Origin of the sequence: Kangiella sediminilitoris (assembly GCF_001708405.1) — a bacterium.
GTDB lineage: Bacteria > Pseudomonadota > Gammaproteobacteria > Enterobacterales > Kangiellaceae > Kangiella > Kangiella sediminilitoris.
Map to the genome: position 1 here is coordinate 382,411 of NZ_CP012418.1, position 24,842 is coordinate 407,252.

General features: G+C 43.1%; 26 protein-coding genes. 10 read left to right on the plus strand and 16 right to left on the minus strand.

Features of this window, described 5'->3' with window-relative positions; genetic code table 11:
- Positions 1-59: 59 nt before the first annotated feature.
- The 6 genes from KS2013_RS01885 to radC form a co-directional block, all read right to left on the minus strand.
- A complete protein-coding gene (locus KS2013_RS01885) occupies positions 60-476 on the minus strand; it encodes an ExbD/TolR family protein (protein WP_068988890.1) in 417 nt (138 codons plus the stop codon).
- A 201-nt stretch (positions 477-677) separates the two neighbouring features.
- On the minus strand, positions 678-1,091 hold the full coding sequence (locus KS2013_RS01890; protein WP_068988893.1) for an ExbD/TolR family protein: 414 nt from the start codon (positions 1,089-1,091) through the stop codon (positions 678-680).
- Between the two features lie 123 nt (positions 1,092-1,214).
- Entirely contained in the window at positions 1,215-2,024 is an 810-nt protein-coding gene (gene mutM / locus KS2013_RS01895; protein ID WP_068988895.1) for a bifunctional DNA-formamidopyrimidine glycosylase/DNA-(apurinic or apyrimidinic site) lyase, read from the minus strand.
- A 127-nt stretch (positions 2,025-2,151) separates the two neighbouring features.
- Positions 2,152-2,307, minus strand: a complete 156-nt coding sequence (rpmG, locus tag KS2013_RS01900) for a 50S ribosomal protein L33 (protein WP_068988900.1) — start codon at positions 2,305-2,307, stop codon at positions 2,152-2,154.
- Positions 2,308-2,318: 11 nt separating this feature from the next.
- Complete coding sequence (gene rpmB, locus KS2013_RS01905) at positions 2,319-2,555, minus strand: 50S ribosomal protein L28 (protein WP_068988904.1); 237 nt, start codon at positions 2,553-2,555, stop codon at positions 2,319-2,321.
- Positions 2,556-2,720: 165 nt separating this feature from the next.
- Positions 2,721-3,395 carry a RadC family protein gene (gene radC / locus KS2013_RS01910; RefSeq protein ID WP_068988905.1) on the minus strand — a complete coding sequence of 225 codons (675 nt, stop codon included), beginning with the start codon at positions 3,393-3,395 and terminating at the stop codon, positions 2,721-2,723.
- Between the two features lie 160 nt (positions 3,396-3,555).
- On the opposite strand from radC, the gene coaBC reads away from it, so the two are divergent.
- From coaBC to slmA, 3 genes are read left to right on the plus strand one after another with little or no spacing between them, the layout of a single operon-like run.
- A complete protein-coding gene (coaBC, locus tag KS2013_RS01915) occupies positions 3,556-4,767 on the plus strand; it encodes a bifunctional phosphopantothenoylcysteine decarboxylase/phosphopantothenate--cysteine ligase CoaBC (protein ID WP_068988907.1) in 1,212 nt (403 codons plus the stop codon).
- 39 nt (positions 4,768-4,806) lie between these two features.
- Entirely contained in the window at positions 4,807-7,281 is a 2,475-nt protein-coding gene (locus KS2013_RS01920) for a phosphomannomutase/phosphoglucomutase (protein WP_068988910.1), read from the plus strand.
- Positions 7,282-7,301: 20 nt separating this feature from the next.
- Positions 7,302-7,898 carry a nucleoid occlusion factor SlmA gene (slmA, locus tag KS2013_RS01925; RefSeq protein WP_068988914.1) on the plus strand — a complete coding sequence of 199 codons (597 nt, stop codon included), beginning with the start codon at positions 7,302-7,304 and terminating at the stop codon, positions 7,896-7,898.
- 1 nt (position 7,899) lies between these two features.
- Here slmA and KS2013_RS01930 read toward each other — a convergent pair whose 3' ends face one another.
- From KS2013_RS01930 to KS2013_RS01960, 7 genes are all read right to left on the minus strand, one after another.
- Complete coding sequence (locus tag KS2013_RS01930; protein ID WP_068988919.1) at positions 7,900-8,862, minus strand: hypothetical protein; 963 nt, start codon at positions 8,860-8,862, stop codon at positions 7,900-7,902.
- Positions 8,863-8,877: 15 nt separating this feature from the next.
- Complete coding sequence (pyrE, locus tag KS2013_RS01935; RefSeq protein ID WP_068988923.1) at positions 8,878-9,522, minus strand: orotate phosphoribosyltransferase; 645 nt, start codon at positions 9,520-9,522, stop codon at positions 8,878-8,880.
- A gap of 348 nt (positions 9,523-9,870) precedes the next feature.
- Entirely contained in the window at positions 9,871-10,203 is a 333-nt protein-coding gene (locus KS2013_RS01940) for a PilZ domain-containing protein (RefSeq protein WP_083217758.1), read from the minus strand.
- A 77-nt stretch (positions 10,204-10,280) separates the two neighbouring features.
- Complete coding sequence (gene rsmA, locus KS2013_RS01945; protein WP_068988924.1) at positions 10,281-11,090, minus strand: 16S rRNA (adenine(1518)-N(6)/adenine(1519)-N(6))-dimethyltransferase RsmA; 810 nt, start codon at positions 11,088-11,090, stop codon at positions 10,281-10,283.
- Positions 11,077-12,081: a 4-hydroxythreonine-4-phosphate dehydrogenase PdxA gene (gene pdxA / locus KS2013_RS01950; RefSeq protein WP_068994293.1), complete on the minus strand. Its 1,005-nt coding sequence runs from the start codon at positions 12,079-12,081 to the stop codon at positions 11,077-11,079. The genes rsmA and pdxA overlap by 14 nt, the downstream gene beginning before the upstream one ends.
- 34 nt (positions 12,082-12,115) lie before the next feature.
- Positions 12,116-13,417, minus strand: a complete 1,302-nt coding sequence (locus KS2013_RS01955) for a peptidylprolyl isomerase (protein WP_068988928.1) — start codon at positions 13,415-13,417, stop codon at positions 12,116-12,118.
- Position 13,418: 1 nt separating this feature from the next.
- Complete coding sequence (locus tag KS2013_RS01960; protein ID WP_228703700.1) at positions 13,419-15,824, minus strand: LPS-assembly protein LptD; 2,406 nt, start codon at positions 15,822-15,824, stop codon at positions 13,419-13,421.
- A gap of 100 nt (positions 15,825-15,924) precedes the next feature.
- Between KS2013_RS01960 and KS2013_RS01965 the strand changes: the two genes are divergently transcribed.
- The 6 genes from KS2013_RS01965 to KS2013_RS01990 all read left to right on the plus strand — a co-directional run bounded on the left by KS2013_RS01965 (position 15,925) and on the right by KS2013_RS01990 (position 20,230).
- Complete coding sequence (locus KS2013_RS01965; RefSeq protein ID WP_068988930.1) at positions 15,925-16,968, plus strand: aminoglycoside phosphotransferase family protein; 1,044 nt, start codon at positions 15,925-15,927, stop codon at positions 16,966-16,968.
- Positions 16,965-17,663 carry an N-acetylmuramate alpha-1-phosphate uridylyltransferase MurU gene (gene murU, locus KS2013_RS01970; RefSeq protein WP_068988935.1) on the plus strand — a complete coding sequence of 233 codons (699 nt, stop codon included), beginning with the start codon at positions 16,965-16,967 and terminating at the stop codon, positions 17,661-17,663. The genes KS2013_RS01965 and murU overlap by 4 nt, the downstream gene beginning before the upstream one ends.
- A 2-nt stretch (positions 17,664-17,665) precedes the next feature.
- The gene (gene djlA / locus KS2013_RS01975) at positions 17,666-18,499 is read left to right on the plus strand and encodes a co-chaperone DjlA (RefSeq protein ID WP_068988938.1); all 834 of its coding nucleotides are present in this window, start codon (positions 17,666-17,668) and stop codon (positions 18,497-18,499) included.
- 68 nt (positions 18,500-18,567) lie between these two features.
- Entirely contained in the window at positions 18,568-19,200 is a 633-nt protein-coding gene (locus tag KS2013_RS01980) for a dUTP diphosphatase (protein ID WP_211267779.1), read from the plus strand.
- A 14-nt stretch (positions 19,201-19,214) separates the two neighbouring features.
- Complete coding sequence (locus tag KS2013_RS01985; RefSeq protein ID WP_068988941.1) at positions 19,215-19,487, plus strand: hypothetical protein; 273 nt, start codon at positions 19,215-19,217, stop codon at positions 19,485-19,487.
- An 11-nt stretch (positions 19,488-19,498) separates the two neighbouring features.
- Entirely contained in the window at positions 19,499-20,230 is a 732-nt protein-coding gene (locus KS2013_RS01990; protein ID WP_068988944.1) for an SIR2 family NAD-dependent protein deacylase, read from the plus strand.
- A 117-nt stretch (positions 20,231-20,347) separates the two neighbouring features.
- On the opposite strand, the gene KS2013_RS01995 is transcribed toward KS2013_RS01990, so the two are convergent.
- Complete coding sequence (locus KS2013_RS01995) at positions 20,348-21,673, minus strand: hypothetical protein (RefSeq protein ID WP_169816851.1); 1,326 nt, start codon at positions 21,671-21,673, stop codon at positions 20,348-20,350.
- 122 nt (positions 21,674-21,795) lie between these two features.
- Positions 21,796-22,167: a hypothetical protein gene (locus KS2013_RS02000; RefSeq protein WP_068988950.1), complete on the minus strand. Its 372-nt coding sequence runs from the start codon at positions 22,165-22,167 to the stop codon at positions 21,796-21,798.
- A gap of 115 nt (positions 22,168-22,282) precedes the next feature.
- On the opposite strand from KS2013_RS02000, the gene KS2013_RS02005 reads away from it, so the two are divergent.
- On the plus strand, positions 22,283-23,458 hold the full coding sequence (locus KS2013_RS02005; RefSeq protein WP_068988953.1) for a YncE family protein: 1,176 nt from the start codon (positions 22,283-22,285) through the stop codon (positions 23,456-23,458).
- Positions 23,459-23,504: 46 nt separating this feature from the next.
- On the opposite strand, the gene KS2013_RS02010 is transcribed toward KS2013_RS02005, so the two are convergent.
- Complete coding sequence (locus tag KS2013_RS02010; RefSeq protein ID WP_068988956.1) at positions 23,505-24,611, minus strand: phosphoribosylaminoimidazolesuccinocarboxamide synthase; 1,107 nt, start codon at positions 24,609-24,611, stop codon at positions 23,505-23,507.
- Positions 24,612-24,842 lie beyond the last annotated feature (231 nt).

The following is a 24,842-nucleotide window of genomic DNA, read 5'->3' on the forward strand; positions in this document are numbered from 1 at the left end:
TAAACATATGGGCAACAAAAAAGGCGACCTCTGGCCGCCTTTTGAAAAAGTAATTACAGCTAGTCTGCTGTGATCCAGCGAGCAACGTTTACTTTCGATACACCTGCAGCGTTCGCCTGGTCAACTGCAGTTACCAACACGTCATTGATGGCGTCTTCATGCACACGAACTAGCACAGGAGAACGAGGGTCAACGGCCAGTTGAGTCTCAATATTCGCACGAATCGCTTCTGGATCGATAGAGCGCTCTTCCATAAAAACATTGCTCTGATTATCAATCGACACCACAATCAGCGGTGGTGGATTTTTAGGAGGTGTTGAATCTTGGTTCGTACTTGGACGAGCAATTTCAACAGTGTCTTCTTTTACAAATGATGTTGTAACGATAAAGAAAATCAACATGATGAATACGATGTCTAGCATCGGTGTCATGTCAATCCCAGTTTCGTCTTCTTCGCTTCTATGTTTTCTACGCATAAATCTTTATCCTGTCGCACTTTTGTTGCTTATTAGGGCGTAAACTTAGCCGTTAAAGCACTTGGCCCACAAAGGCGGCATTTGGTTTAGTTAAGTCTTCTAAGTATAACCGCCACATTAAATGTGATCCAGCATAAAATGTCTAGTTTATTTTACGCAAAACTGAACATACTGTGGCCCATGCACTATAGTATCAAATAGTTAATGCCAGGCAGCAACGCTAACCTCTAGAGCACCTGCTTTATTGGCCTGATCAACTGCAGATACCATACTGACATTCTGTGCATCGCCATGAATTTTTACAATGACTGGGGCTTGCCGATCTTTTACCAGTTGGCTTTCAAGATTAGCCTGAATGGCTTCTATGTCGATGATTCTATTATCAAAAGACACTTGGTTTTGCTCATCTATGGTAACTACTAAAGGAATAACTTTGGCGTCACAGTCTTGCTGACACTCCCTGCTTGGCTGGGTAATATCTATAGACTGGGTATTGACGAAGCTAGTAGTCACAACAAAGAAAAGTAGTAAAATAAATACGATATCTAGCATCGGCGTCATATCGGTTTGTGAATCTGCTGAATAGTTGTGGTGCTTTTTATTTAATCTTGCCATATCAATACTCCCTGATGCTGTTGGAAGGGCTGGTAATGGCTGAGTACTCAGTTAGTTAACCAGCACTTAACAACAAAAATAGCAGAGATCTGCATCTTTGGCAATCTAGATGGCTATTTTTAGTTACCGTTGACAACGTGGGCAGTAAAAGCTGGAGCGTTGTCCTAGAACTATATTTTTGATAGGTGTCTGGCACTTATTGCAGGCTTGCCCCTCGCGGCCGTAAACATTGAGTTCTTGAGAAAAATAACCCGGTGAGCCGTCTGTTTGAGTGAAGTCCTTTAGTGTGGTGCCACCTTGCTTAATGGCCTTTGCTAGCACTTCCTTAATATTGAATGCGAGTAAACGGCAACGTTTTAAGCTTATTCGGTTAGCCGCTCGTTTGGGATGAATTCCACTTAAAAAAAGAGACTCGCTGGCATAGATATTACCCACGCCGACCACAACGGCATTGGTCATGATAGCGTTTTTGATGGCCCCTTTGCGCTTAGAGAGCTTCTGGTGAAGGTATTTGCCATTAAACTCTTCTGATAATGGTTCTGGACCCAGAGAGTCAATAATCTCAAGAGACTGCCCTTTGGGTTGCCACAAGATAGCTCCAAATCGACGAGGGTCATTAAGGCGTAGGGCTTTGCCATTATCAAATACCACTTCGAAGTGATCATGTTTTCTTAATGGTGTATCGGCGTCTACTACACGCATGGCTCCTGACATTCCAAGGTGCATTACCACGGTACCTTTAGCGAAACGCCACAACATATATTTTGCTCTACGCTCTATATCATGGCTAACCTGACCCTCAAGCTGTTGCAACACTTCAGGTACTGGCCAGCGTAACTGTGGTTGATAAATATTAACTTGAAGAATCTTTTGCCCACAAATGTGTGGCGATAATCCGCGGGTCGTGGTTTCTACTTCAGGTAATTCCGGCATGATGACTTTGGGAGTGAAACTTTAGATGTAATTGTAATCCAGAATATAAAAAAGCCCAGTAAAAACTGGGCTTTTTCGTTCGTTTTCTTGGAGGCAGAAAACTATTGAAGCTTATAAGCTCTTGCTATTACTTAATTTTCGCTTCTTTATACATAACATGCTTGCGAATGGTTGGATCGAATTTCTTGATCTCCATTTTACCAGGCATGTTTTTCTTGTTCTTGTCTGTGGTATAGAAATGACCTGTACCAGCACTAGAAACTAAACGAATTTTATCGCGCATCTTATCGCTCCTTATACTTTTTCGCCACGAGCACGCAGTTCAGTTAGCACAGTCTCGATACCTTTCTTATCGATGATGCGCATACCTTTTGCTGATACGCGTAGTTTCACGAAACGCTTCTCAGACTCAACCCAGAAACGGTGAGAATGTAGATTTGGTAAAAAACGACGCTTTGTACGGTTTTTGGCGTGTGACACGTTGTTGCCTGTCACTGGACGCTTACCCGTTACCTGACAAACTTTAGCCATGATATAGCCTCCAAAAAATAATCTTTACATTACGACGATGCAAAATCAGCTCGTCGCTACTCTTCAAATAGGGCGCACTTTATACCAGAAAGCCGGGCCTTTGACAACTAAACAGCCAATAAAAGACATATTTATCTCCAGTTTTCATCAAAATTGGATAAAAAACTAAAGAAGGCCGTGTTCTGCAAAAGAATAGCTTTTATTGTGGGCGATGATAATGTGATCCAACGTCCTAATATCCATGAGCTCCAGAGCTTGTCTGAGTTTCTCTGTGATATGCCTGTCCGAGGGGCTTGGATCGATACAGCCACTGGGGTGGTTGTGCGCCAAAATCACTGCGGCGGCATGATAGCCTAATGCCTTCTCAACCACAACCCTGGGGTGTACTTCGGAGCTATTAATTGTCCCCTGGAAGAGTGTTTCCTGGGCCAGAAGCTGGTGCTGGTTGTTTAGAAAAAGGACCATAAACTGCTCTCGTTTGAGGTGGCTGAGCTCCATGCTTAACAATTGCTTCACCTGATCGGGGTTTGAAAAGGTTTGTTCAAGATTCAGGCTTTGTTGTAGATAGCGTTTGGATAGTTCAAGACTTGCCTGTAACTGACAAAATTTGGCAACGCCCATTCCCGGCAGATTGGAAAATTCTTTTAGATTGACTTCCAGCAATTGCCGTAGTCCACCAAAGTGATTGAGTAGATGTCGTGATAATTCCACAACATTGTATCCTCGCGTTCCAGTTCGAAGAAATATAGCGAGCAGTTCTGCGTCGGATAAGCTGTTGGCGCCATCGCGCAAAAGACGTTCCCTTGGACGTTCCTGCTGTGGCCACTCCATGATTTTCATGATGACTTCCCTGTATCGTTACGGTGAAATGGAGCTCTCAGTCTCCAGTTTGCCCGAGTATAGGTTTGCACAGTCCCTTTGTAATTAAGAATTTCACTATAATTTTTGTGCGTAAAAGCGTAAACTTGTAAGCCATTATAAGTTAAATCAATTGGTTAGCATGAGTTTGCAAGGTAAAAAAATCCTGTTAGGCATAACGGGCGGTATTGCTGCGTATAAAAGTGCGGAGCTAAGCCGTCTGCTAATAAAAGCTGGCGCCGAAGTTCGTTGTGTGATGACACAGGGTGCGAAGGCCTTTATTACGCCGATGACATTTCAGGCTTTAACGGGGAACCCTGTGCACGAACATTTGCTTGACTCAGAAGCTGAAGCTGCCATGGGGCATATCGAATTAGCACGTTGGGCTGATTTAGTACTTATTGCTCCCGCTACCGCAGACATCCTGTCTAAACTAACAGTCGGCGCGGCTGATGACCTGCTAACTACGTTATGCCTGGCTACTGCAGCTCCTGTGGCTGTTGCGCCTGCTATGAACCAGCAGATGTGGGCAAATGCTGCAACCCAGAATAATGTGAGAACGCTTGTTGAGCGAGGTATTCCTCTATGGGGACCTGAGTCAGGGGATCAGGCCTGTGGCGATGTCGGGCCAGGCCGGATGTTAGAACCTGCTGAGCTGGTTAAGCATGTAGAGCGTTCTTTTGTTAAACAAACTCTGAAAGGGCAACATTGGGTTATCACGGCCGGCCCTACGGTCGAAGCCATTGACCCGGTACGTTATCTTGCTAATCGAAGTTCCGGGAAAATGGGGTACGCTGTGGCTGACATGGCCGCAAAAGCGGGTGCCAAGGTGACTTTAGTCAGTGGCCCAGTATGCTTAGAAGCGCCTACGGGCGTTAAAAGAATCAAAGTAGAGAGTGCCCAGGCAATGTTAGAGGCTGTCCAGAATAATCTGGGAGCTGATAGTGTATTTGTGTCCTGCGCGGCCGTTGCTGATTATCGACCAACGGAAACCGCGAATCAGAAAATGAAAAAAAGCGGTGATGAAGGTTTAAGTATAGAGTTGATGCAAAACCCTGATATTTTGAGGTGGGTCGCTAAAAATAGTAGTGCGTTTTGTGTTGGGTTTGCAGCTGAAACGCAAAACGTCAGTGACTATGCAAAATCTAAAATGCAGCGTAAAGGTATCAGCATGATCTGCGCAAATGATGTTAGCCGGTGTGACATTGGTTTTTCGTGTGATGATAATGAGTTACAGGTTTTTTATATCGATAATGGCAACATCGAGGAAAGGCAAATTGGCCCAGCCAGCAAGTCGCAGGTGGCAGAGGAATTAATCAAGGTTATTGAGAAGGTTCGACACTCGAATCAATAAAAATAAAATTGTTTTAGGGGACCAAAAGGGGAGTATTGGATGAGAAAGGGTAAAAGTTTAGCCAGCTTTTTTATCATTCCGTTAGTAATAGGGCTCGTTATTTTAGTTGGCATATCAGCCAGCCTATATTACTTAGGAATTGAAAAGCCTTTGGAAACTCAGGCGAAGCAGTTATTAGAAACACGGCTCGCGGAGCGAGCAAATCTTATCCAGCAACGCTTTGGGCAAATTCAAAACGCTTTAACCCTTTCTGCAGATTCTGTTTTTGGAGAGGACGATAAAAGCGTCAGTCAAAAAATCAAAAAGCAGGTCCCTCAGCTTGATAATGTTGTCTTGTTTGATTCCACTACTATCCAGCCCTCAAAAGATACCGAGCCTGCCATTACCCATGTCATCATTGATTTATTGCGTCAGGCGGATAAAGGCAATACAGTTCCTCCGGAACTGATATTGGACAATGGTCAGCCTAGCTATGTTGCCTTTGTTGATAAGTTAGCTGACGAGCGTTTGTTGCTTGCTACTTTAAACCTGAACGAAGTAGGGAATTTATTGGGTGACGCTGATAATCACAGCAGGATTGAGTTAAGGCAGAACTTCGGAGATGTATCGCATACAGTGGCTTCGGTGGGGACAGCCGAGGCGGAAGGCAAGCCGTTGCTTATTTCACCTAGTTTTGGTGCAAACTGGACACTGGCTTTATGGCAGAAAATTAGCAGGTTCAGTACAGATGCCGGCAAGCTACCATTATTAATGTTTATTGCTGCTCTGGCGGCCTTTTTTATTGTGGGCTTACTACCATTGATGAGCATGAACCGTTTGTTTAAAAGTGATGCAAGAAACTTCATTCAGGGGGTAAAAGAAGGAGCTGCCTCTGAAAAGAAATATCAGTTGAGCTACTTCAATGAACTGGCTGCCGGTTACTCGAGAGTTGCAGGAAGACCAGGGCGAGGAGAAGAGTCAGAATCGTCGCCGGAAGTCGAGGGTGGTGATGATGCTTTGGAAATCGCGGAACAGGCCGAGTCGCCTCAGGAGCAGCCAGCAGGGTCTTTAAATGAGATGGACAGAGCCGAAATTTTATTTGAGTCTGGCTCTGATTCAGAGGCATCAAGTTTATTTGTTGTAGATGAAGAAGATATATCCAAAACTATTAGCCCAGAAATATTCAGGGAGTATGACATCAGAGGGGTTGTTGGGGACAATCTGAATGCTGAGGTTGTCTATGTGATTGGCAAGGCTATAGGAAGCGAAGCTTATTCCAGAGGTGAGCAAAGTATTGTGGTTGGGCGGGATGGTCGCCTTTCTAGTCCTGAGTTGCATGCAGCTTTAATTGAAGGGTTACAAGCGAGCGGCCGTGATGTATTAGATTTAGGTATGGTGACTACACCTCTGGTCTACTTTGCGACACATACTTTGAACTCTCGCTCAGGTGTTATGTTAACGGGCAGCCATAATCCAGCCAGGCATAATGGGCTGAAAGTTGTATTAGCTGGAGAAACACTGCATGGTGAGCAAATTCAGGAGCTGTTAAATCGAATACAGACCCAGGAATTTTTCAGTGGCAATGGTCAGGTTTCGCAAGTATCCGTAGAGCAGGATTATATGCAGAAGATTACTGCCGATATCCAGCTGGAAAAGCCTCTTAAAGTTGCTGTTGACTGTGGCAATGGGGTAGCCGGAGAGTTTGCACCTAAACTTCTACAGGCTCTCGGCTGTGATGTCATAGGACTATACACAGAGGTTGATGGTAATTTTCCTAACCATCACCCGGACCCAAATCATGCTGATAACCTTCAGGCACTAATAGAAATGGTGGTGTCGGAAAAAGCGGATATAGGAATCGCCTTTGATGGGGACGGTGATCGTCTGGGTGTAATTGATAATCAAGGAAAAGTTATCTGGACCGACCGTTTGATGATGTTGTTTGCGAAGGACGTCCTGTCAAGAAATCCTGAAGCGGAAATTATATACGATGTCAAATGTACACGCTTATTGAGGGATGTCATTGAGCAGTCGGGGGGGCAGCCTTTGATGTGGAAAACCGGGCACTCGTTGATGAAAGCCAAGATGCGAGAGACAGAAGCCCCTCTAGGTGGCGAGGGTAGTGGTCATATTTATTTTAATGAACGATGGTTCGGTTTTGACGATGCTTTATATGCAGCAGCACGTTTATTACAGCTGCTTGACTTGTCCGGCAAAACATCCTCGGAAATGTTCAGCGAACTACCTGAAGGAGTGTCCTCTGAGGAAATAAATGTGCCTATCCCGGATAAAATTAAATTTAAGTTGATAAAGGCCCTGGTGGTAAAAGGTGACTTTGGACAGGGTAAGGTTAGTACCATTGATGGACTGAGGGTCGATTACGAGGATCGATGGTTTCTGGCCAGAGCTTCAAATACTACCCCGAGCATTGTGGTGAAATTTGAGGCTGAAAGTGAGGTAGCATTGGAAGCCGTTAAAGATGTATTGCGACAAGAGTTATTAAAGATCGCACCAAAACTAAAGTTGAATTTCTAAAAACATAATTTGAGAGAAACATGGCAACAAAAAATTCGTCAAAGAGAAAGAATGAAATATTGCAGGCGCTAGCATTGATGCTGGAAAAAGATCCCGGGGAACGAATCACTACAGCAAAATTAGCGAAAGAGGTGGGAGTCTCTGAAGCTGCTTTGTATCGTCACTTTCCAAGTAAGGCAAGGATGTTTGAGGGGTTAATAGAGTTCACCGAAGAAGCAATATTTTCTCGCATGAACATCATTGCTAAAGAGCAAAGTGATTTGGGTACTCAATGTCAGCAGACATTGAGCTTAATTTTGACCTTTGCCAGCCGTAACCCAGGAATTTGTCGTTTATTAACAGGGGAAGCTTTGTCCGGAGAGCATGAGCGCTTAAGAGGGCGTATCAGTCAATTGTTTAATCGTGTTGAAACGCAAATAAAGCAACTTTTCAGACAGCATGAGGTAGCGGTGAAAGGTAAATATAGTCCTGAGGTTGGCAGTCGTGCAAACTTACTGGTGGCTGTTGTTGAGGGACGAATTCAGCAATACGTCAGAACGGATTTCACACAATCGCCTTTGGCAAGCTGGGATAACCAGTGGCAACTATTATCACCTATAACCGGCTTAAGTTCCTAGCCTAGCTTTCATTCTGTGAAATGTACTGAATAAAATCTTCTTTGAGCTGGGTCACTTCTTTGCTGGAGCAAAGCTTTTGCCCAGCTTCAGAGTCGAAACATAGTACTTGCATTACTATTTGCATCTGGTCGTTGTCATCTGGAATTCTGGTGATGGACATACCAAGCTGGTCCGACTGTTGTGGCTTGCTTGATATGATTAAACTGTCAGTTACAATCTCGAGTTTATTGGAAGCATTCTCGTGAGCGAAAATCTGTGCCAGTTTCCAAGATCGCTCGCAAGATTTCTCAGTAGTACATATTACTTGTGTGGCTGCGTCCAGTTCTTCCTGACGACTATAGCCTTGTACAACGTTTCGTGCCTTTAACTCTTTAAAACGAACCAGGTCATTTCTAAACTGCTGTTTGATGGCTTTTACTTGATTTTGATAGCCCTCTTTAGATTCATTATTTTCCTGAATCTGCTCTTTGGTTGCCTTAATTTGTTTTAAAGTACTACTTGGAACTGTTTTTCCTTGTCGCTCATAATCAGCTGCTTCTGACTGCAACTCGGTGAGTTTTCTGTTTAATGACTTATTATGTCCTTCAATTATAGAAATATTAATCTGTAAAGAGGCTAACTGGTTTTTCTCCGTACGCTTAATATCATCTATGGTCCGGTACTGTCTTAGCAACAGTTGATCGTGACGTCGAGCTTCAAGCTCCTTCTCTCTTTGTTCTGCTTCTTGCTGTTCTCTTTTTCGTTTTGCCGCTACTTGCTCGGGGGTCAAAGCTGGTTCGACACGTTCAATGAGACGGCCATCTTCATTGATAATATCATAGCCTGACTTTAGGGCTGAATTGGGCAGATAATCCTTAACCACTAACCGACCATTGCTGTCTTTAAATCGATAAAAGTTTTTGGCATCAACTCCAACGGCTGCCAGACAAAGAATAGCAAAGGTAATTAAGCGCTTAAGGTTCATAGTTGTTATAGCCTCTTATTCAACACCGTAAGTTTCTCGGTAATTGAGTACTTTAGGGTAGTAGCTGCTGAATTTAGGATGATCTTTCAAGTAAGTTAGTAAGTCAGCTAACTTTATTATAGAAAATACAGGAATTCCGTAATCTTGTTCAACTTCTTGAACCGCAGATAGCTCACCGGTACCTTTTTCCTGGCGATCCAGTGCAATCAGAACAGCTTTGGGCGTTGCTCCCTGCTGTTTAATGATATCGATAGACTCCCTGATAGCAGTCCCAGCGCTGATGACATCATCGATAATCAAAATATCGCCCTTTAGCGGACTTCCTACAATATTTCCCCCTTCACCATGATCTTTTTTCTCTTTCCTGTTGAAACTATAGGGAGCGGCTATATTGTGGTGCTCGGCCAAGGCTACTGTAGTGCAGCTTACCAGCGGGATCCCCTTATACGCTGGGCCAAAGATAATATCGAAAGGGATTTTCTGCTGTACGATGGTCTGGGCATAGCAGCTACCAAGCTGCGCAAGATCCTGACCATTATCGAAAAGACCCGTATTGAAAAAATAGGGACTGATGCGCCCACTTTTCAAAGTGAACTCCCCAAACTTTAAAACTTCTTTTGCCAGCGCCAGTTCGATAAATTGTTTTTGATAATCGTACATGTTTTATAGAATTAATCTCAAGGAATCAGTGATCTATGATAACCCCATTCATTGGCAAAAAAAACAACAGCCAATAAAAAGGCGACTTAATTGCCGCCAGAGTCTTATTCTAATTGTATTATTCTTGTTACTACCCCCATCACTGTTTCTCAACAGTAAATTCTTGCTTATGCTTGATTAAGCGATATAGAGAATAGCCGAGAGGGAGAGTTTAAAGTGTGATTAAAATCACAATGATACATTGTATCAAGAGTTTTATTTTCGTCGGATGCAAAAGACTGTAATGCAAACGATTTTATTTTGCATTAGAAATAATAATGACTGGCTGATAACAAAGCAACGCTAGTATTAGACAAATTCCAAAGCTATGGTGGTCTCTTCTACCCGCAGTACTCTCATTGGGTGAAGTACCATTTGTTCCTGATCCTCACCAAGAATACCTTCAATATGTACTTTAACTGTGTCGCCTTTCTGTAAACCATGACCTTCAGCATTTTTTACCAGGATACCGCCTTCTGAAATATCGAGGCTTTCTGAAATTAATACATCAGAGTTTTGTTGTCTAATTGCTACTGGTAAGTGTATAGACACGCGGAAAAAGCGACGAGCATCGCCCTTTAACTGCTTAAATTTAGCTTCGCTATCACGAAGTTTATGCTGGCCATCTTGCTCTATTCTCATAAACAGCTCCTCATAAGTTGCATCCCTGAACTTATTCTAGATTAGCAAAAAATGTGAAAAAGTCCACATTTTTTGAGTTAAGAGGATTGCTCTATATATTGACAGATTTTAATAAAATCTTCTAATGACAAGCGTTCAGCTCTTTCCGAGCCGGCTAACCCAATAGAATCAAAGTCTTCGCTCTCTAACCATTGCTTTAAACTATTTCTAATAGTTTTTCTGCGCTGGTTGAAAGCCGCAGTCACGATTTTAGCTAATAAATCAGCGTCATTGACTGACTGCGGTAACGATTTATAGGGTTGAAGGCAGACAATTGCTGATTCAACCTTTGGAGGTGGTGAGAATGCACCTGCAGGAACGGTAAATAACATGCTCGCATGGCAATAGTACTGCGCCATAACGCTTAAGCGTCCGTACTGCTTTGTCCCTGGGTGTGCGCACAGGCGCTCCACAACTTCCTTTTGCAGCATAAAGTACATATCTTCTATGTCTTCTCGCTGCTTGAGTAAGTGAAAAATTAATGGTGTTGATATATTGTAGGGAAGATTACCGACTATTCTGAGTGGTTCCTCCGACTCTTGTCGCAGTTCACTAAAATTAAACTTGAGTGCATCGCTCTGGTGAATGCTAAAGTTCTCATAGTGACCAAATTTTGACTCAAGACGGGGAATTAAATCCCTGTCGAGTTCAACAACATCGAGCTTTCCCGCTTTTTTTATCAGGTGCTCTGTTATCGCACCCAGTCCTGGCCCGATTTCTACAAGATGTTGATCTGGCTGGGGAGCAATTGATTCAATAATTTTTGAGATATAAAAATCATCTGATAAAAAGTTTTGGCCGAAGCGTTTTCTTGCCTGGTGGCCTTGCACAACCTTAGAGTGAGCCATGGGATTGTTTATGTCGCTGAATGAGATCTTGGGTAAATTGTAACGCATATTGCATGCTACCGATATCAGCAATACCTTTATCAGCGATATCAAGCCCGGTTCCGTGATCGACAGATGTCCGTATATAAGGCAGCCCTAAGGTTACGTTTACAGCCTTGCCAAACCCTTTGTACTTCAGGGTTGGAAGTCCTTGGTCATGATACATTGCCAGTACAGTATCTACTTCAGCTAATTTATTTGGCTGGAATGCAGTATCCGCCGGTAGCGGTCCGATAATGTCAGCGTTCAAATTTTGTCTCAGGGTTTCTAAAGTTGGCTCAATCACACGTATCTCTTCTGTTCCCAGGTGGCCATTTTCACCTGCATGTGGATTTAATCCACAGACAAGGACGCGTGGATGTTGTATAGAAAATTTACTTTTTAATTCTTCGACCAGGATCGTTATGATCTGGGTTAGCAACTCAGGTGTGATCGCATCGGGAACCTCTCTCAGCGATAAATGGGTAGTAGCCAGAGCTACTCTAAGCCCCTCAGTTGCTAACATCATAACAACTTTTTCGGATTGACTTTGTTCAGCGAAAAATTCTGTATGACCTGAAAAAGACAAACCAGACTCATTGATGATGCCTTTATGCACAGGGCCAGTTAGTATGGCATCCACCTGCCCGCTAATAGCATGTTCATGAGCAATTTTGAGTGTGTCCAGCACGTATGCAGCATGAGCGACATTTAGTTGCCCCGGATTCACCTCTGTGGCATCAAGTTCGCAAGGAATAATCCATAAATGCCCTGTACGATGAGACTCTAGTCGTGTGTCTGGGGTAAACTCGGAAAGCTCTAGAGGTAATTGAAGTTTCTTTGCTGCTGCTGTTAAAAGAGAAGGTGAGGCACAAATGATAAGCTGATCAGCGCAGGAGTGCTGCGCCATCTTGACCATGATTTCTGGTCCAATACCAGCGGGTTCGCCAGCCGTAATTAAAATTCTTGAAATGTCCACACCTTTTCCTTAGGTAAGTGTTGATAGACTAGGCGTCTTCCTCAACAACTTTTTTAACATAGGCTTCATCTCGAATTTCTCGAATCCAGTTTTCTACTTCTTCTGAAAATTTACGCTGGCGAAGAATTTTTGCTGCCTGCTGACGCTTCATATCATCTGTTTGATCATCTTGACGTTTGCCTGTCAGCTGCACAATATGCCAGCCAAAACTAGTTTGGAAGGGTTGGCTAATTTCATTGACCTCAAGGTTTGAGAGTGTTTCTTCGAACACTGGGTCATAAACACCAGCGTTATTCCAACCAAGTTCACCACCTAAATTAGCAGAGCCTGGATCGTCTGAATATTTTTTTGCCATATCCCCGAAATCGGATTTACCTGCTATAACCTCTTTACGTATATGATGTAACAAATCTTTGGCATCTTTTGTCGTAGTAATAGCGTCCGGGCGTATCAGTATATGGCGAGCTTTTGTCTGTTGAACGACGTGCTCCATATCACCGCGTTTGTCGCGAAGCTTAAGTATATGAAAGCCCGCTGGACTGCGAATTAGACGTGAAATATCGCCTTGATCCATATAATAAACAGGTGATCGAAATAGTTCTGGTAGGTTCTCTTCCGTACTCCAGCCAAAATCACCGCCTTTACTGGCATCTGAAGCGTCCGAGTGCTTCTTTGCTATCTCTTCAAACTCCGCACCTTGTTCAATCTGTTGCTTTAAACCTAGCGCCTCTTCCTTTGCAGAAGCGACCTCGCTATCGCTGGCATCTTCATCGACAGCAACCAGAATATGGCCTAACTGGTATTCAATGTTGCTTTTTGCGTCCATCGCTTTAACCAGTGAATTGATTTCTTTTTCGCTGATTTTTATGCGACGAGATACGAAGGCTTCTCGGAAGCGAGAAGTTAATATCTCTTTACGGAGGTCATCAAGGAATAGCTCATAGGCTATGCCTTGCTGCTCCATATTGAGCCGGAATTCATCCAATGTCATGCCTTCCTGCTTTGCTACACTGGCTGCAATTTGCTGTAGCTCTGCTGGCTGAACCTGCATTCCAGAGCGTGCCGCCATCTGATACTGTAGGCTTTGAATAATTAACTGTTCTAACAGTTCTTTCTCTAAAACGTTTTCTGGAGGTAGCTGTCCACCACGTGAGAGGATTTGACCTTTGGCCTGTAATATTTTGCGGTTAAGTTCACTTTGTAGGATAACGTCTTGATCAACCTGAGCTATTACTTTATCAATAGTCTCTGCGCCTTTTGCAGCAGGAGCCATTAGTACGCTAAATGAAGTAACTAACAAGCAAGCCGAAATCAAATGTTTTAATGTCATATTATTTGCCTAATAAATCTTCGTATCCGTAAATACTGTCTTCTAAAAATTGTGTTGTGCTGCCTTGAAGACTACCAATTCCTTTCAAAACAAATTGTACATATACGCCAGAACTATGTTCGTCTGGTTGGTTTGGTAGTAACGCACCTTGGCTGTCTAGTTGGATATTGATATACCGTCTACCGACGACTCTCACAGCCCAGCAGCAAGACTCATATTCTAGACCAAGAAAAGAGTCGTTAGTTCGATTCTCTGTCAGATCTTGGTTGTAACGGCCTAAAAGACGCCAATCTTGGGCCAATGGCCAGGCAAATGCAAGCTCTGCCTCTTCTTGTGTGCGTGTTAGTGTTTTTCTATATCGGTGGCCAAGATTGATAATATGATTTGTCTTGGGTTCATAATGCATATTAACCAAGCCGTGGGTCGTTTCACTTTCCTGATCGTCCCATTCAATAGCTGACTTCACTTCAATATTCTCTGTCCAACGCCAGTTAACCTCAGCTAATAGACCGGATTGTTTATTTGTTTCAACAGGCATGTTGAGCAGGGTAACCTTGCGATCTTTGAGATAAACGGTTCTACCAATAGAAACAGAAGCTTTTTCACGTCCTTCATCATCTAGAATTCGGCTGGTCAGTGCGCCACTGATCTGGTTGGCGTCTCCTATGCGATCAATGCCACTGAATCGGTTGCGGCTGAATAACTGAGTAAAGTTAAATGTCGGTAAGCTGGTATCAAAAATACCAATCTCACTTTGATCCTGGTAAGGGGTATAAAGGTAAAATACGCGTGGCTCAAGCGTCTGCGTCAGCTCCTCGTCATTGAAGTTGAGCGAACGTTCGAAAAACAACCCTGTATCAATAGATAAAGTTGGCAGGCTTCGGTCAACGGTCTCAAGGTTGTTGGTTACATCGGTTTGTTTGTAGTGTGTATATGCGAAGCTAAGTTCTGGGCGAAAGAAACTGTATAAAGTCTCATGGCTCCAGCCAATTGAGGGCTCAATATGATAGCGTTCCGCGCTGTCAGCGTTATCCTTGGTAAAACGAGTAAGTTCGCTACTAATTTTCGCCTCAAACTCATTATCATTGGGCTCAAAAAAGCGAGTGAGCTGAATTTTAGGCTCGATAGTGTAACGCTCTACTGGGCTATTCAGTAGCTGCCAATCCTTGTATTCAGTTCTCATAAACCAGCCTTTAGTCAGGTACTGGACATATAGGTTCTGACTTAGAATATCCTGGTTGCTGTCCTGAATACTGCCGCCAAAATCTTGATAAAAGCTATCGTCACTAACCTTTCTTGCTACTATTCCGCTGGTCCAATTCTCGGAAAGTTGGGTTAAATGGTTAACATTGTATTGCCAGCGCTTCTCTGGCAAGTTTTCCGGACTATCTGCGCTGGCGGCTTTATCGTTTGGTAAATACTCGAAAAAGAGCTCTCCTGCGTTTGACTCTGTAAGGTAGCGGAATTCAGTACCTAACATTGAGCCTCGGGATGTCATGTAACGTGGCGTAAGGGTCAGATCATAGTTTGGGGCCAAATTCAGATAATATGGAATACTGATATCACGGCCATTTCGATTGGAGTTGCTAAACGAAGGCGGAAGCAAACCTGTTTTACGTCGGTCATCTACTGGAAACGTTATGTATGGCAAGTAAAAAACGGGTATATCCGCAATTTTCACCACACTGTTGTATGCTTTACCCCATCCGCTCTGACGGTCAATAATGATTTCTTCTGATTCGAAAACCCAGCTTCTCTGATCCTGTGGGCAGGTTGAAAAATCAGTGTCTGTAAGTGTGAGTAACTGCTTATTATCGACACGGATCTCTTTCGCTCTACCGTTACCATTGTTACTGTATAAGTGGAATTGTGTATTTTGTATTTCAGTTGAGCCTTGAAGCGAGTAATAGTCGAGGCTATCGGCGCCTACCACGAAGTTATCGTTGGTAAATAAAAGATCGCCTTCCGCTCGATAAGATTTCGTAATGTTATCTGCGGTTAGAGTGTCAGCAGTTAAGGTCTGCCTGGCCTGGGTAACTTTAACATCGCCAGTGAGATATGCCTTGGTACCTTCTCGATAAGCTTGGTTGGAATAGACTCGAATCGGTTCATTGGGATCTGTGATACCAGGTTGGTATCGCTCAGGCTGTATAGAACCCGTCGGACAGGTTTTAAACTCAGGAAACTGATAAGCCTGATGATTTTCGTTGGTCGTTCTCTCAATACCATCAGGGGACGATGATGAGATCGATGACTTGGTCGTACTTTGTTCTTGCTCTGGTTCTGCGGCAGCACTTACTGTAGTTGAACAAGCCAACACAGTGCTGATAGCAGAAGCCAAAAAAGATTTTACCCAGCGAACTTTCTTGCTTACCATGTACTTTTCGTGTTTTTTCGGGTCGGTCACAAAATAGACAGCCCATTATTTCAGGGGCTTATGCTTTGTAACTATGATCAGTTATAAAGGCCTAATGATAAACGCTTACGGGACAGATTGAAAATCAATAATGACAAAAGATAGCCGACAAACAAAATTAAGGGAATGGTCGCAGCAGCAATTGGCTCGACTAATGGATAATTCTGAACTTGAGCAGGATAAGCTTGAATGGAGTATGGTGTCAGGTGATGCCAGTTTTCGACGTTACTTTCGCTGGCAAAACACACACACAGGCCATAGCTGGATTGCGGTAGATGCTCCACCGGAGCATGAAAACAGCCGTCAATTTATAAAAGTTGCTAATTTACTTGAAACGGTCAATGCTCCCAGGGTATTAGCTCAGGATCTCGAGCAAGGATTCATGCTGTTAACGGATTTGGGTAACCAATTGTATTTACCTCTGTTACAGCAAGCAAAAGCATCTGACGATGAAGAAACTGCCAACGAACTATATCATCGAGCTATTGATAGTTTGATTGAAATGCAAAAGATCTCTGCTGGCAGTCTACCTGATTACGATGAAGCGCTACTGCGAACAGAGATGGAACTTTTCCGAGACTGGTTCCTGAAAGAGCATTTAGATATGGATTTAAGTCCAGCAGAACACAGGCTTTTGGACACCACGTTTGAACACCTGATAGAAAGCGCTCACTCTCAGCCTCAGGTCTTTGTTCATCGAGACTATCATTCCCGAAATATCATGCAGTGTGAGGGTACGGAGGCTCCGGGCATCATAGATTTTCAGGATGCCGTGAGAGGACCCTTAACTTACGATTTATTATCACTACTAAGAGATTGCTATATTCAGTGGTCCCCGGAACAGGTGGGTAAGTGGGTAGATTATTACCTGAAGCACTCACCAGCTATACTTGAGAAAGAGCAGTTTATCCAATGGTTTGACTGGATGGGACTACAGCGACACATCAAAGTGGCAGGAATCTTTTGTCGCCTGAATTATAGGGATGGCAAGGAAGGTTACTTGAAAGATATCCCTCTAACCCTCACTTATATCAAACAGCAGGCAGAAAAATATCCAGAAATGTCAGAGTTCTATTTATGGCTAAGAGATAAGGTCATTCCACTTTTTCAGGAAAGGCAGAGTAGTCTATCATGAAGGCGATGATCCTAGCGGCCGGCCGTGGCGAGCGGATGCGTCCACTAACTGACCGTCACCCCAAGCCATTATTAAAAGTTGACGGTCGAGCATTGATCGAGTGGCATATAGAAGCATTAAAAGAAGCAGGAATTAATGAGATTCTGATCAACACTTCGTGGCTGGGTGATCAGATTCCTGAGTATTTAGGAGATGGCGGGTACTGGGGAGTCAACTTAACTTTTTCTCATGAACCAAATGCTCTTGAAACCGCGGGAGGTATTCGCAAAGCGCTGGATTTTTTTGACGACGAGCCCTTTATTGTCGTAAGCGGTGACGTCTGGTCTGAATATAATTACGAGCAGTTACTGTCACAACCCACTAAAAGCGCACATATTGTTCTTGCTCCTAACCCAGAACATCACCCTGAAGGGGATTTTCAATTAAGAGATGATAATCTGGTTATAGCGGAAGGCGATGATAAGTATACGTTTTCGGGAATTGGTGTTTATCATCCTAAAGTATTTGCTGATGTCCCTTTAGGTGAGCCTTATCCTCTAGCTCCTTTATTACGTGAGCTTATGGTGGAAGCAGAAGTGACTGGTGAATTGATGGAAGGGCGCTGGCACGACGTTGGTACCCCAGAGCGCTTGAAAAAGCTGAACGAGAGTTTTCAGCGACGAATTAAAACGATTGAATACGACGGAAAACTATAACAATGAGTTGGTTTGGAAAAGTAATTGGTGGTGTCCTCGGCTTTTCTCTAGGTGGCGGTCCTTTAGGCGCTATAATTGGGGCCGTGTTGGGTCATCAGCTTGATAAAAAGAGCGATGATTATCAAGAGCGATATGCTCCGGGCGATCAGGAGAGAGTTCAGGCGGCCTTTTTTACAGCAACTTTCTCTGTGATGGGTCACATTGCTAAAGCTGATGGTCAGGTCACACAGAATGAAATTCGTCATGCTGAAAATGTGATGCAGCGTATGGGGCTGGACAGTGAGGCCAGAAAATTTGCGATTGATTTATTTCATCAAGGAAAAAGCAGTGACTTTGATTTAGAGTCGGTGGTCGATCAGTTTAAGAAAGAATGTCACCGTCGTCGTAACTTGATGCAAATGTTTCTTGAAGTTCAGATAACCATGGCGCTGGCCGATGGCTCGATGCATGAGCATGAGCGAGCGGTATTACATCGAGTTGGTAAGCACCTCGGGTTCGCTAACTTTATGATTGACCAGCTGATCAAGATGGTCCAGGCACAACAACGCTTTTACAGCTACTCACAGCAGCAAGGACACGCTGGAGGAGGGCATGGTGGAACCTATCAGCAGGCTCCGGATGCACCCAGTGTTGATCAGGCGTACGAAGTTCTTGGTGTTAAAGGCAGTGATGACCAAAAAACGATAAAACGGGCTTATCGACGCCTGATGTCGCAACATCATCCGGACAAACTGGTAGCGAAGGGTTTGCCTGAAGAAATGATTAAAATGGCCAACGAAAAGACACAGGAAATTAAGGCCGCATACGAGTTAATTAAGAAAAGCCGTGGTTGGTAGTTTCATTATGATTTTTGCTATGATGGAAGTGTCAACAGGACAATTTATTTTAGGGTTTGGGTGGAGTTATGAATAAATCAGTAATGGTCAAACAGATTGAAACAATGCTGGAAATGCAAAATGCCATGAATACTAAGGTTCATGACGATTGGTTTGAGCAAAATTATGAATGGTATAGAGCCATTTGGATTGAGTGTGCGGAAATGTTGGAGCATTACGGCTGGAAGTGGTGGAAAAGCCAGAAGCCAGACGTTGACCAGGTGAAAATGGAGCTAGTCGATATCTTCCATTTTGGATTAAGCTCTCGAATTGACGGTAAGCTGTCATTTTATGAAATCGCTGAGGAGCTGGCGAATGAGATGTCAGAGCCACAGGTAAAAGATGACTTCAAGCAAACGCTAGAAGTACTGGCAGGACAGGCCGTTATGTATCAGCATTTTGATGGAGCCAGCTTTGCCGGCTGTATGCAGCAAATCGAGATGCCATTTGATGACTTATTTAAAAGTTATGTTGGGAAAAATACATTAAACTTTTTTCGTCAGGATATGGGCTATAAAGAAGGCACTTATATTAAAGAATGGTATGGCAAAGAAGATAATGAAGTCTTAGTTGAAATTTTACATAAACTGGATGCGGAAGAGGATGACTTTAAGCATCTGGTCTATCAAGGTTTGGCGGATAATTATCCTCGACCAGAATAATAAAAGAGGTTCGTATGTCTGAAGGCGGTTATAAAGTTGTATTAAAGGGTTACGGTAATGCGGATGAAGGAAAGCTCAATATTGAACAAAAGCTAGCAGAGTTGTTTAATATCGATCAGAAAGTGGCTAAAAAGCTGCTAGAAGTTTCAAGTAAGTCGCCACGTGATGTCAAAGTTAACGTTAACAGCGAAACTGCAGAGCGCTATTTAAAGGCCCTAAAGGCTACGGGTGCTGAAGGAGAAGTGCTTGATACCCGTTTTGACTTTAGTCATTTATCGCTTGAGTAATATATTCTTTTATGGAAATTGATACGGATATATTTAAGCAAATAAAAAACGCCAAGTGCGTGACCATTCTTACTGGCGCCGGAGTCTCTGCAGAATCCGGCGTTGCAACTTTTAGAGCCTACAAAGATGAAACGAAAGAAAGTTTATGGAGCCAATACGATCCACAAAAGATGGCCAGTATTGAAGGCTTTCTGGAAAATCCAAATCGCGTGTGGCAGTGGTATCAATGGCGCCGCAGTGAACTTAAAACTAAAGAACCAAACGCCGCGCACACAGCAATTGCCAAGTGGCAGCAAAGCAATTCGCAAAACGTTACTCTGATAACCCAAAATGTTGACGGTTTACATCAGGCTGGTGGTTCAAAAGAGGTTACTGAACTGCATGGCAATATCTGGGGTAACCATTGCCTCCAGTGCCGTGTTCGCTACAAAGAAGACGTCGAAGGCATTGAGCAAGTCATTGAGTGCCCCGAGTGTGGGGGACAAATTCGTCCTTCCGTAGTCTGGTTTGGCGAAGCCTTACCTGAGAAAGCTTGGCGTGATGCAGAAAGGGCTACGTATTCCTGTGATGTTTTTTTATCTGTAGGAACATCGAGTCAAGTCTATCCTGCGGCTGGTCTCGCCACTATGGCTAAAAGTCAGGGAGCGACGGTAATAGAAATAAACCCAGACCCAACTGAGAGTTCTGTGGTGGATTACTACTTTAAAGGGATATCTTCTGAGTTCTTCGAGCATATGTGTTGATGATAAAAGTTATTAATTCTGACAAGTGCGTAACACTTATAAAGTAAAAAAAAACAATAAAGTTTAATCAAGTTAACTTCATATTTTAAGATGAAATTCTCTTAAGTTTGGAATTCCTTATTCAACTATCGGTTGAGATAATATCCAGAGACTGAGCATGGTATATCCAATCATTAGAAATAGCATTGGGATTTGACTCATAAGTGTTTGCTTGTGGTTTTGATATATCTTTATTGCTGAATAATGAGCCAATACAACAGCGATAACATGACCAATTATGATGGCATAAATAGAAATGAACCATACTGTTTTAGCGTTGATCACTCCAATATCCATAGCATAATTTGCGGTGCCGAAAATATCCCAGCCATAACCGAAAGGATCTGATATGAGAGGGATGATTTGCTGTCCTGCAATCATCAAATAAAAAATATAATGGGCAATGTGGTATGCCAGAGCAATCGGAACTAGTGATAGTACATAATGTCCGGCTGCTATGGATAAAGGCATCCTCTCTCCACCAGCTTTAACGCTGATAAAACAAAATAGTAAGAACACTCCTAATAGTACACACGGTAAAGTGAGCAGTGCCAAGCTTTTGACCAGCATAATAATGTCTATACCACTTGCTTGTAACTCTATAAGTAACGGTCTTAAAAGTTGATTCTCAGCAATAAAGTTTAGCAAGTCTTTCCATAACGGCGTCTCTAAAATTCCATCAAAAGATACTGTTGAAAGCAGTAAAACTACAAAGCACGTTTCGGATAAATGCAATGGTTTATCATGCGTTAAACCTGCGCCTGGTAGTCTTAATTGCACTTTGTTACTTTCAGTATTTAGCAAAGAAAACCTGCCGAATAATTTATAAAAATGGGTAAACAGGTCTCCATGACGTAGCCAGTTACCAACTCCGAAAATCGCCATGCCAAGCCAACTATAAAAGCTATACATCAGAATGAGCCAGAAGAGTACCTGCGGAGTTTCCGGGCCCTGTGCAATCAGCTCTAACCAGGCAAAAATAATAAAAGCAATAACGACAGGCCAGGCGCCTAACTGTTTTGGGTAGGGACGACGGGTATCCTTATCAAAGAAATGACTCCATAGAGCCAGCGTTCTCCACGGATTAAGAGCTGGCCATAAGTTAGCGACCAGCGCCACGATAAAGGTTAGTCCAACCCACCATATTACCCAGACGAAAGTTGGTGAGAAGTTTTCGAAGGTATTGTTTTTGCCAAAGTAGGCCGTGATTAAAGTGACTGCAAATAAAAAAACACCCATTAATTGGAGAATATATTTAGTAATCTTTCGACTTAAAGAGCCGCGGGGAAGAAGCCATTTTAATTCTGTCCGAGGAGATAGTTTTGTCCGTGCCGACTGGCGAATAAACAGTGCGGCAATTACAAAAGAGACAAACACGACTACAGCGGCTGAAGTTAAATACATAGTCAACGGTAGCGGTAGGTCGTAACGCTCCCCGAATGAATGAGCCTGTACGGAATTAATGATTGCAAAGCAGCAGCATATGAGAAGTAAAAATGTGCTATTCCGTATAGCACTCAGGTGTTTCATTGTGGATAAATCTCTATGTAAAACAGCGCGCCATGACTGTCATTTCCGTGAGTGTCGTGTCGTGTCACTGAAAAGCGACCGGCAACTTTAGCATCGAAAGCGAGCCGGCTGGGTACGCCCGCTTCAAGGGATAGTTTTATGTCGTAGCCATGTAGGTGAATCTCCATGGCTTGATCCGACTTAATGTCAACAGCAACTGTGCCCCCTTGATCAAACCTTAACGTAGTTCCGCCTTCAACTTCTCCGTTCGTTATGATGACTTGCTGGACTGTAGTTTTATGGCTTTCGGCATAAGCTTTAAATGCTGTTAAACCAAACAGAAATAGCAGAGCGATTAGACGTCCTGTAAAAAAAATTGACTGTTTCATTTATGTCATTCTCCATTGAACATAATGGTTAAAATGTATACATAATCAACTTTCATTCTAGCAAAGCGTTGTACAATTATTAACCGATTTGAAGTGGGTTAACAAGGAGGAAGTTATGTCACGGTTTGTTACGCTATTCTTCATGGTATTTTTCGGCTTAGTAGCAACGTCGAGCCGAGGAGAAATTTTAGCTCTGGTTAATTACGAAAGTAAGCCTGCAGATTCTCTAAAATCTCTAAAACTTACTGGTCCACAACAAAGGGAGGAAGGAATTGCGGTCGTGGACGTGGATCCTGACTCTGACGCTTTTGGACAAATTTTGATGGATATACCACTGCCACCAGATCTGGTTGCGCATCATATCTTCTACGATAAAACAATGAGTAAAGCCTACATTACCGCGCTGGGTAGAGGAAATGAATTAAGAGTTATGAATCTTAAAGAGTTTCCATATCGCCTGAAGGTTATCAATGTGGATAATTGCAAAGTCGGAGAGGATGTTGTTTTCTCAGACGATAATAGTCGGTGGTATCTAACCTGTATGGGATCGGATCGCGTCTATGTTGGTGATGTGAAATCTGATGAAGTGATGGCTGAGTTAAGAACGCCAGAACCTTACCCGCATGGTATCGCAATCAATAATGATATAGACCGCATATTAGTGACGAGTACTGTTAGTCCTGATATGACAAAAGCGGGAGACCATATTTCTGTATTTGAGGCGAGTACAAATCAACCCTTGGGAGCAATTAAGGTTTCGAACAAGGAATCCCCAGCCGGTGAAGCTCCGGTAGAAGTGTTGTTTGTGCCAAAGAGCAAACCTGCCGTTGCTTATGTTACTAACATGCAGGGAGGGACTTTATGGACCTTAACCTGGAATGAAGATAAGCAAGACTTTGATGCGGCTGAAGTTTTTGATTTTGCCTCAGAAGAAGCGGCCATGCCCCTTGAAATTTATTTCAGCGATGATGCAAAGAAGATGTATGTAACCACGGCAAAACCGGGCAAGGTGCATGTGTTTGATATTGCCGGGAAGGTTAATGAGCCAAAGCTCTTAAAAACTTACAGTACTGCTGAAGGTGCTCACCACATCGCGTTTACTAAGGATGGTAAGTTGGGATTCGTTCAGAACTCTTTACTGAACTTGCCAGGAATGAGTGATGGTGAAATTACGGTCGTCGATATGGAAAACAACATAGTGACGCATCGCATCGACACATTTAAAGAAAAAGGCTTTAATCCAAACTGTATAGTGTTGCTACCTGAGTGGAATCATTTGGCAGGACATTAGAGTAAACTGGCGGCTCATAAGAGCCGCCTTGTTTTCAGAAATGGCTTTAATCAACCAAGTTGAATTCGTCTTTTAGTATTTGGATGATTTCTGCTTTCGGGTTGTCTGACAGCTCTATTTTCTGGCCAGTAATTTTTTCAGCAATGCCAATGTAAGTTTTAGATACACCCATCAAAGCTTCTGTAGGTAGTGCATTATCGCGAGCGAGTGCCTGTCGTTCGTCCATACGATCTTTATTTAGCAGAATGTCTGGGTCTTCGAAGTGATTCAATAGGAACTGACGAAAACCTTCTTTTGAGTTTTCCACTACGGTGCCGTTTTTACGAAATGCTGGTCCGTCCCAGATGCGTGATGAGTCAGGTGTACCGACTTCATCCATGTAAATGAGCTTCTCTTTACCTGATTTGTCTTTCACATAGCCAAACTCAAATTTCGTATCGACAAACATTTGGTCCAGCTTTTCTAACTCTGAACTAATTACCTTGAAGCCGTCTTTTAATAGCTTTTCATACAGGTCTATGTGTTCCTTGCTACGGAACTGGAAAGCTTCGTAGTTTTCTTCTATATTCTGACGAGTGATGTTGACGTCATCTGCTTCAGGAACTCCAGGTATGCCTTTCAATATCCCTTTGGTGGAAGGTGTGATTAATAGTTCATCCAGCTTTTGGTTTTTTTCTAAACCATCAGGAAGGCGAATGCCGCAGAACTCGCGCTCACCTTTTTCGTAGGCACGCCACATTGATCCTGTAATGTATTGTCGTGCAATTGCCTCAATTTTTACTGGTTTTGCCTTTTGTACAATCCACACGAACGGATGTGGGATCTCCAGTATATGACTGTCCGCCAGACCGTTCTCACGGAAGAGTTTAAACCAGTGGTTTGAGATAGCATTCAATGCAGCACCTTTGCCAGGGACGCCGTCCATACCATCTTCACCGTGCCAGATAGCATCAAAAGCAGAAATACGGTCACTAATGACCAATATAGCTAGCGGCGCATTGGCTGCTACGTCATAACCACGCTCCCTGATCAAGCGGGCGCTATCTTCTTCTGTTAACCAGTAAACAGAGCGAACTTTACCGCTGTGGACCGGTTGGTTTGTTCGGATCGGCAGGTCATCATTTACGGCTAAAACTTTATCAGCAATGCTCATGAATTATCCTATTATCTCATGCAATTAAACTCAAAGAGTGACGGTGCCATCTATAACACCGGATCTAGGAGCGCAATGATACCAGAATTCGTGAATTTGACCACGTATTGTATATGTTTTGCGCAATTTTACGGGATCTTATGGGTCTAAATTTTAAGTTGCAGAATTTCTGATGTATAGTGTTAAAAGCGTGAAAAATCATTAATTTATTGATTCATATTCTTTTTATAG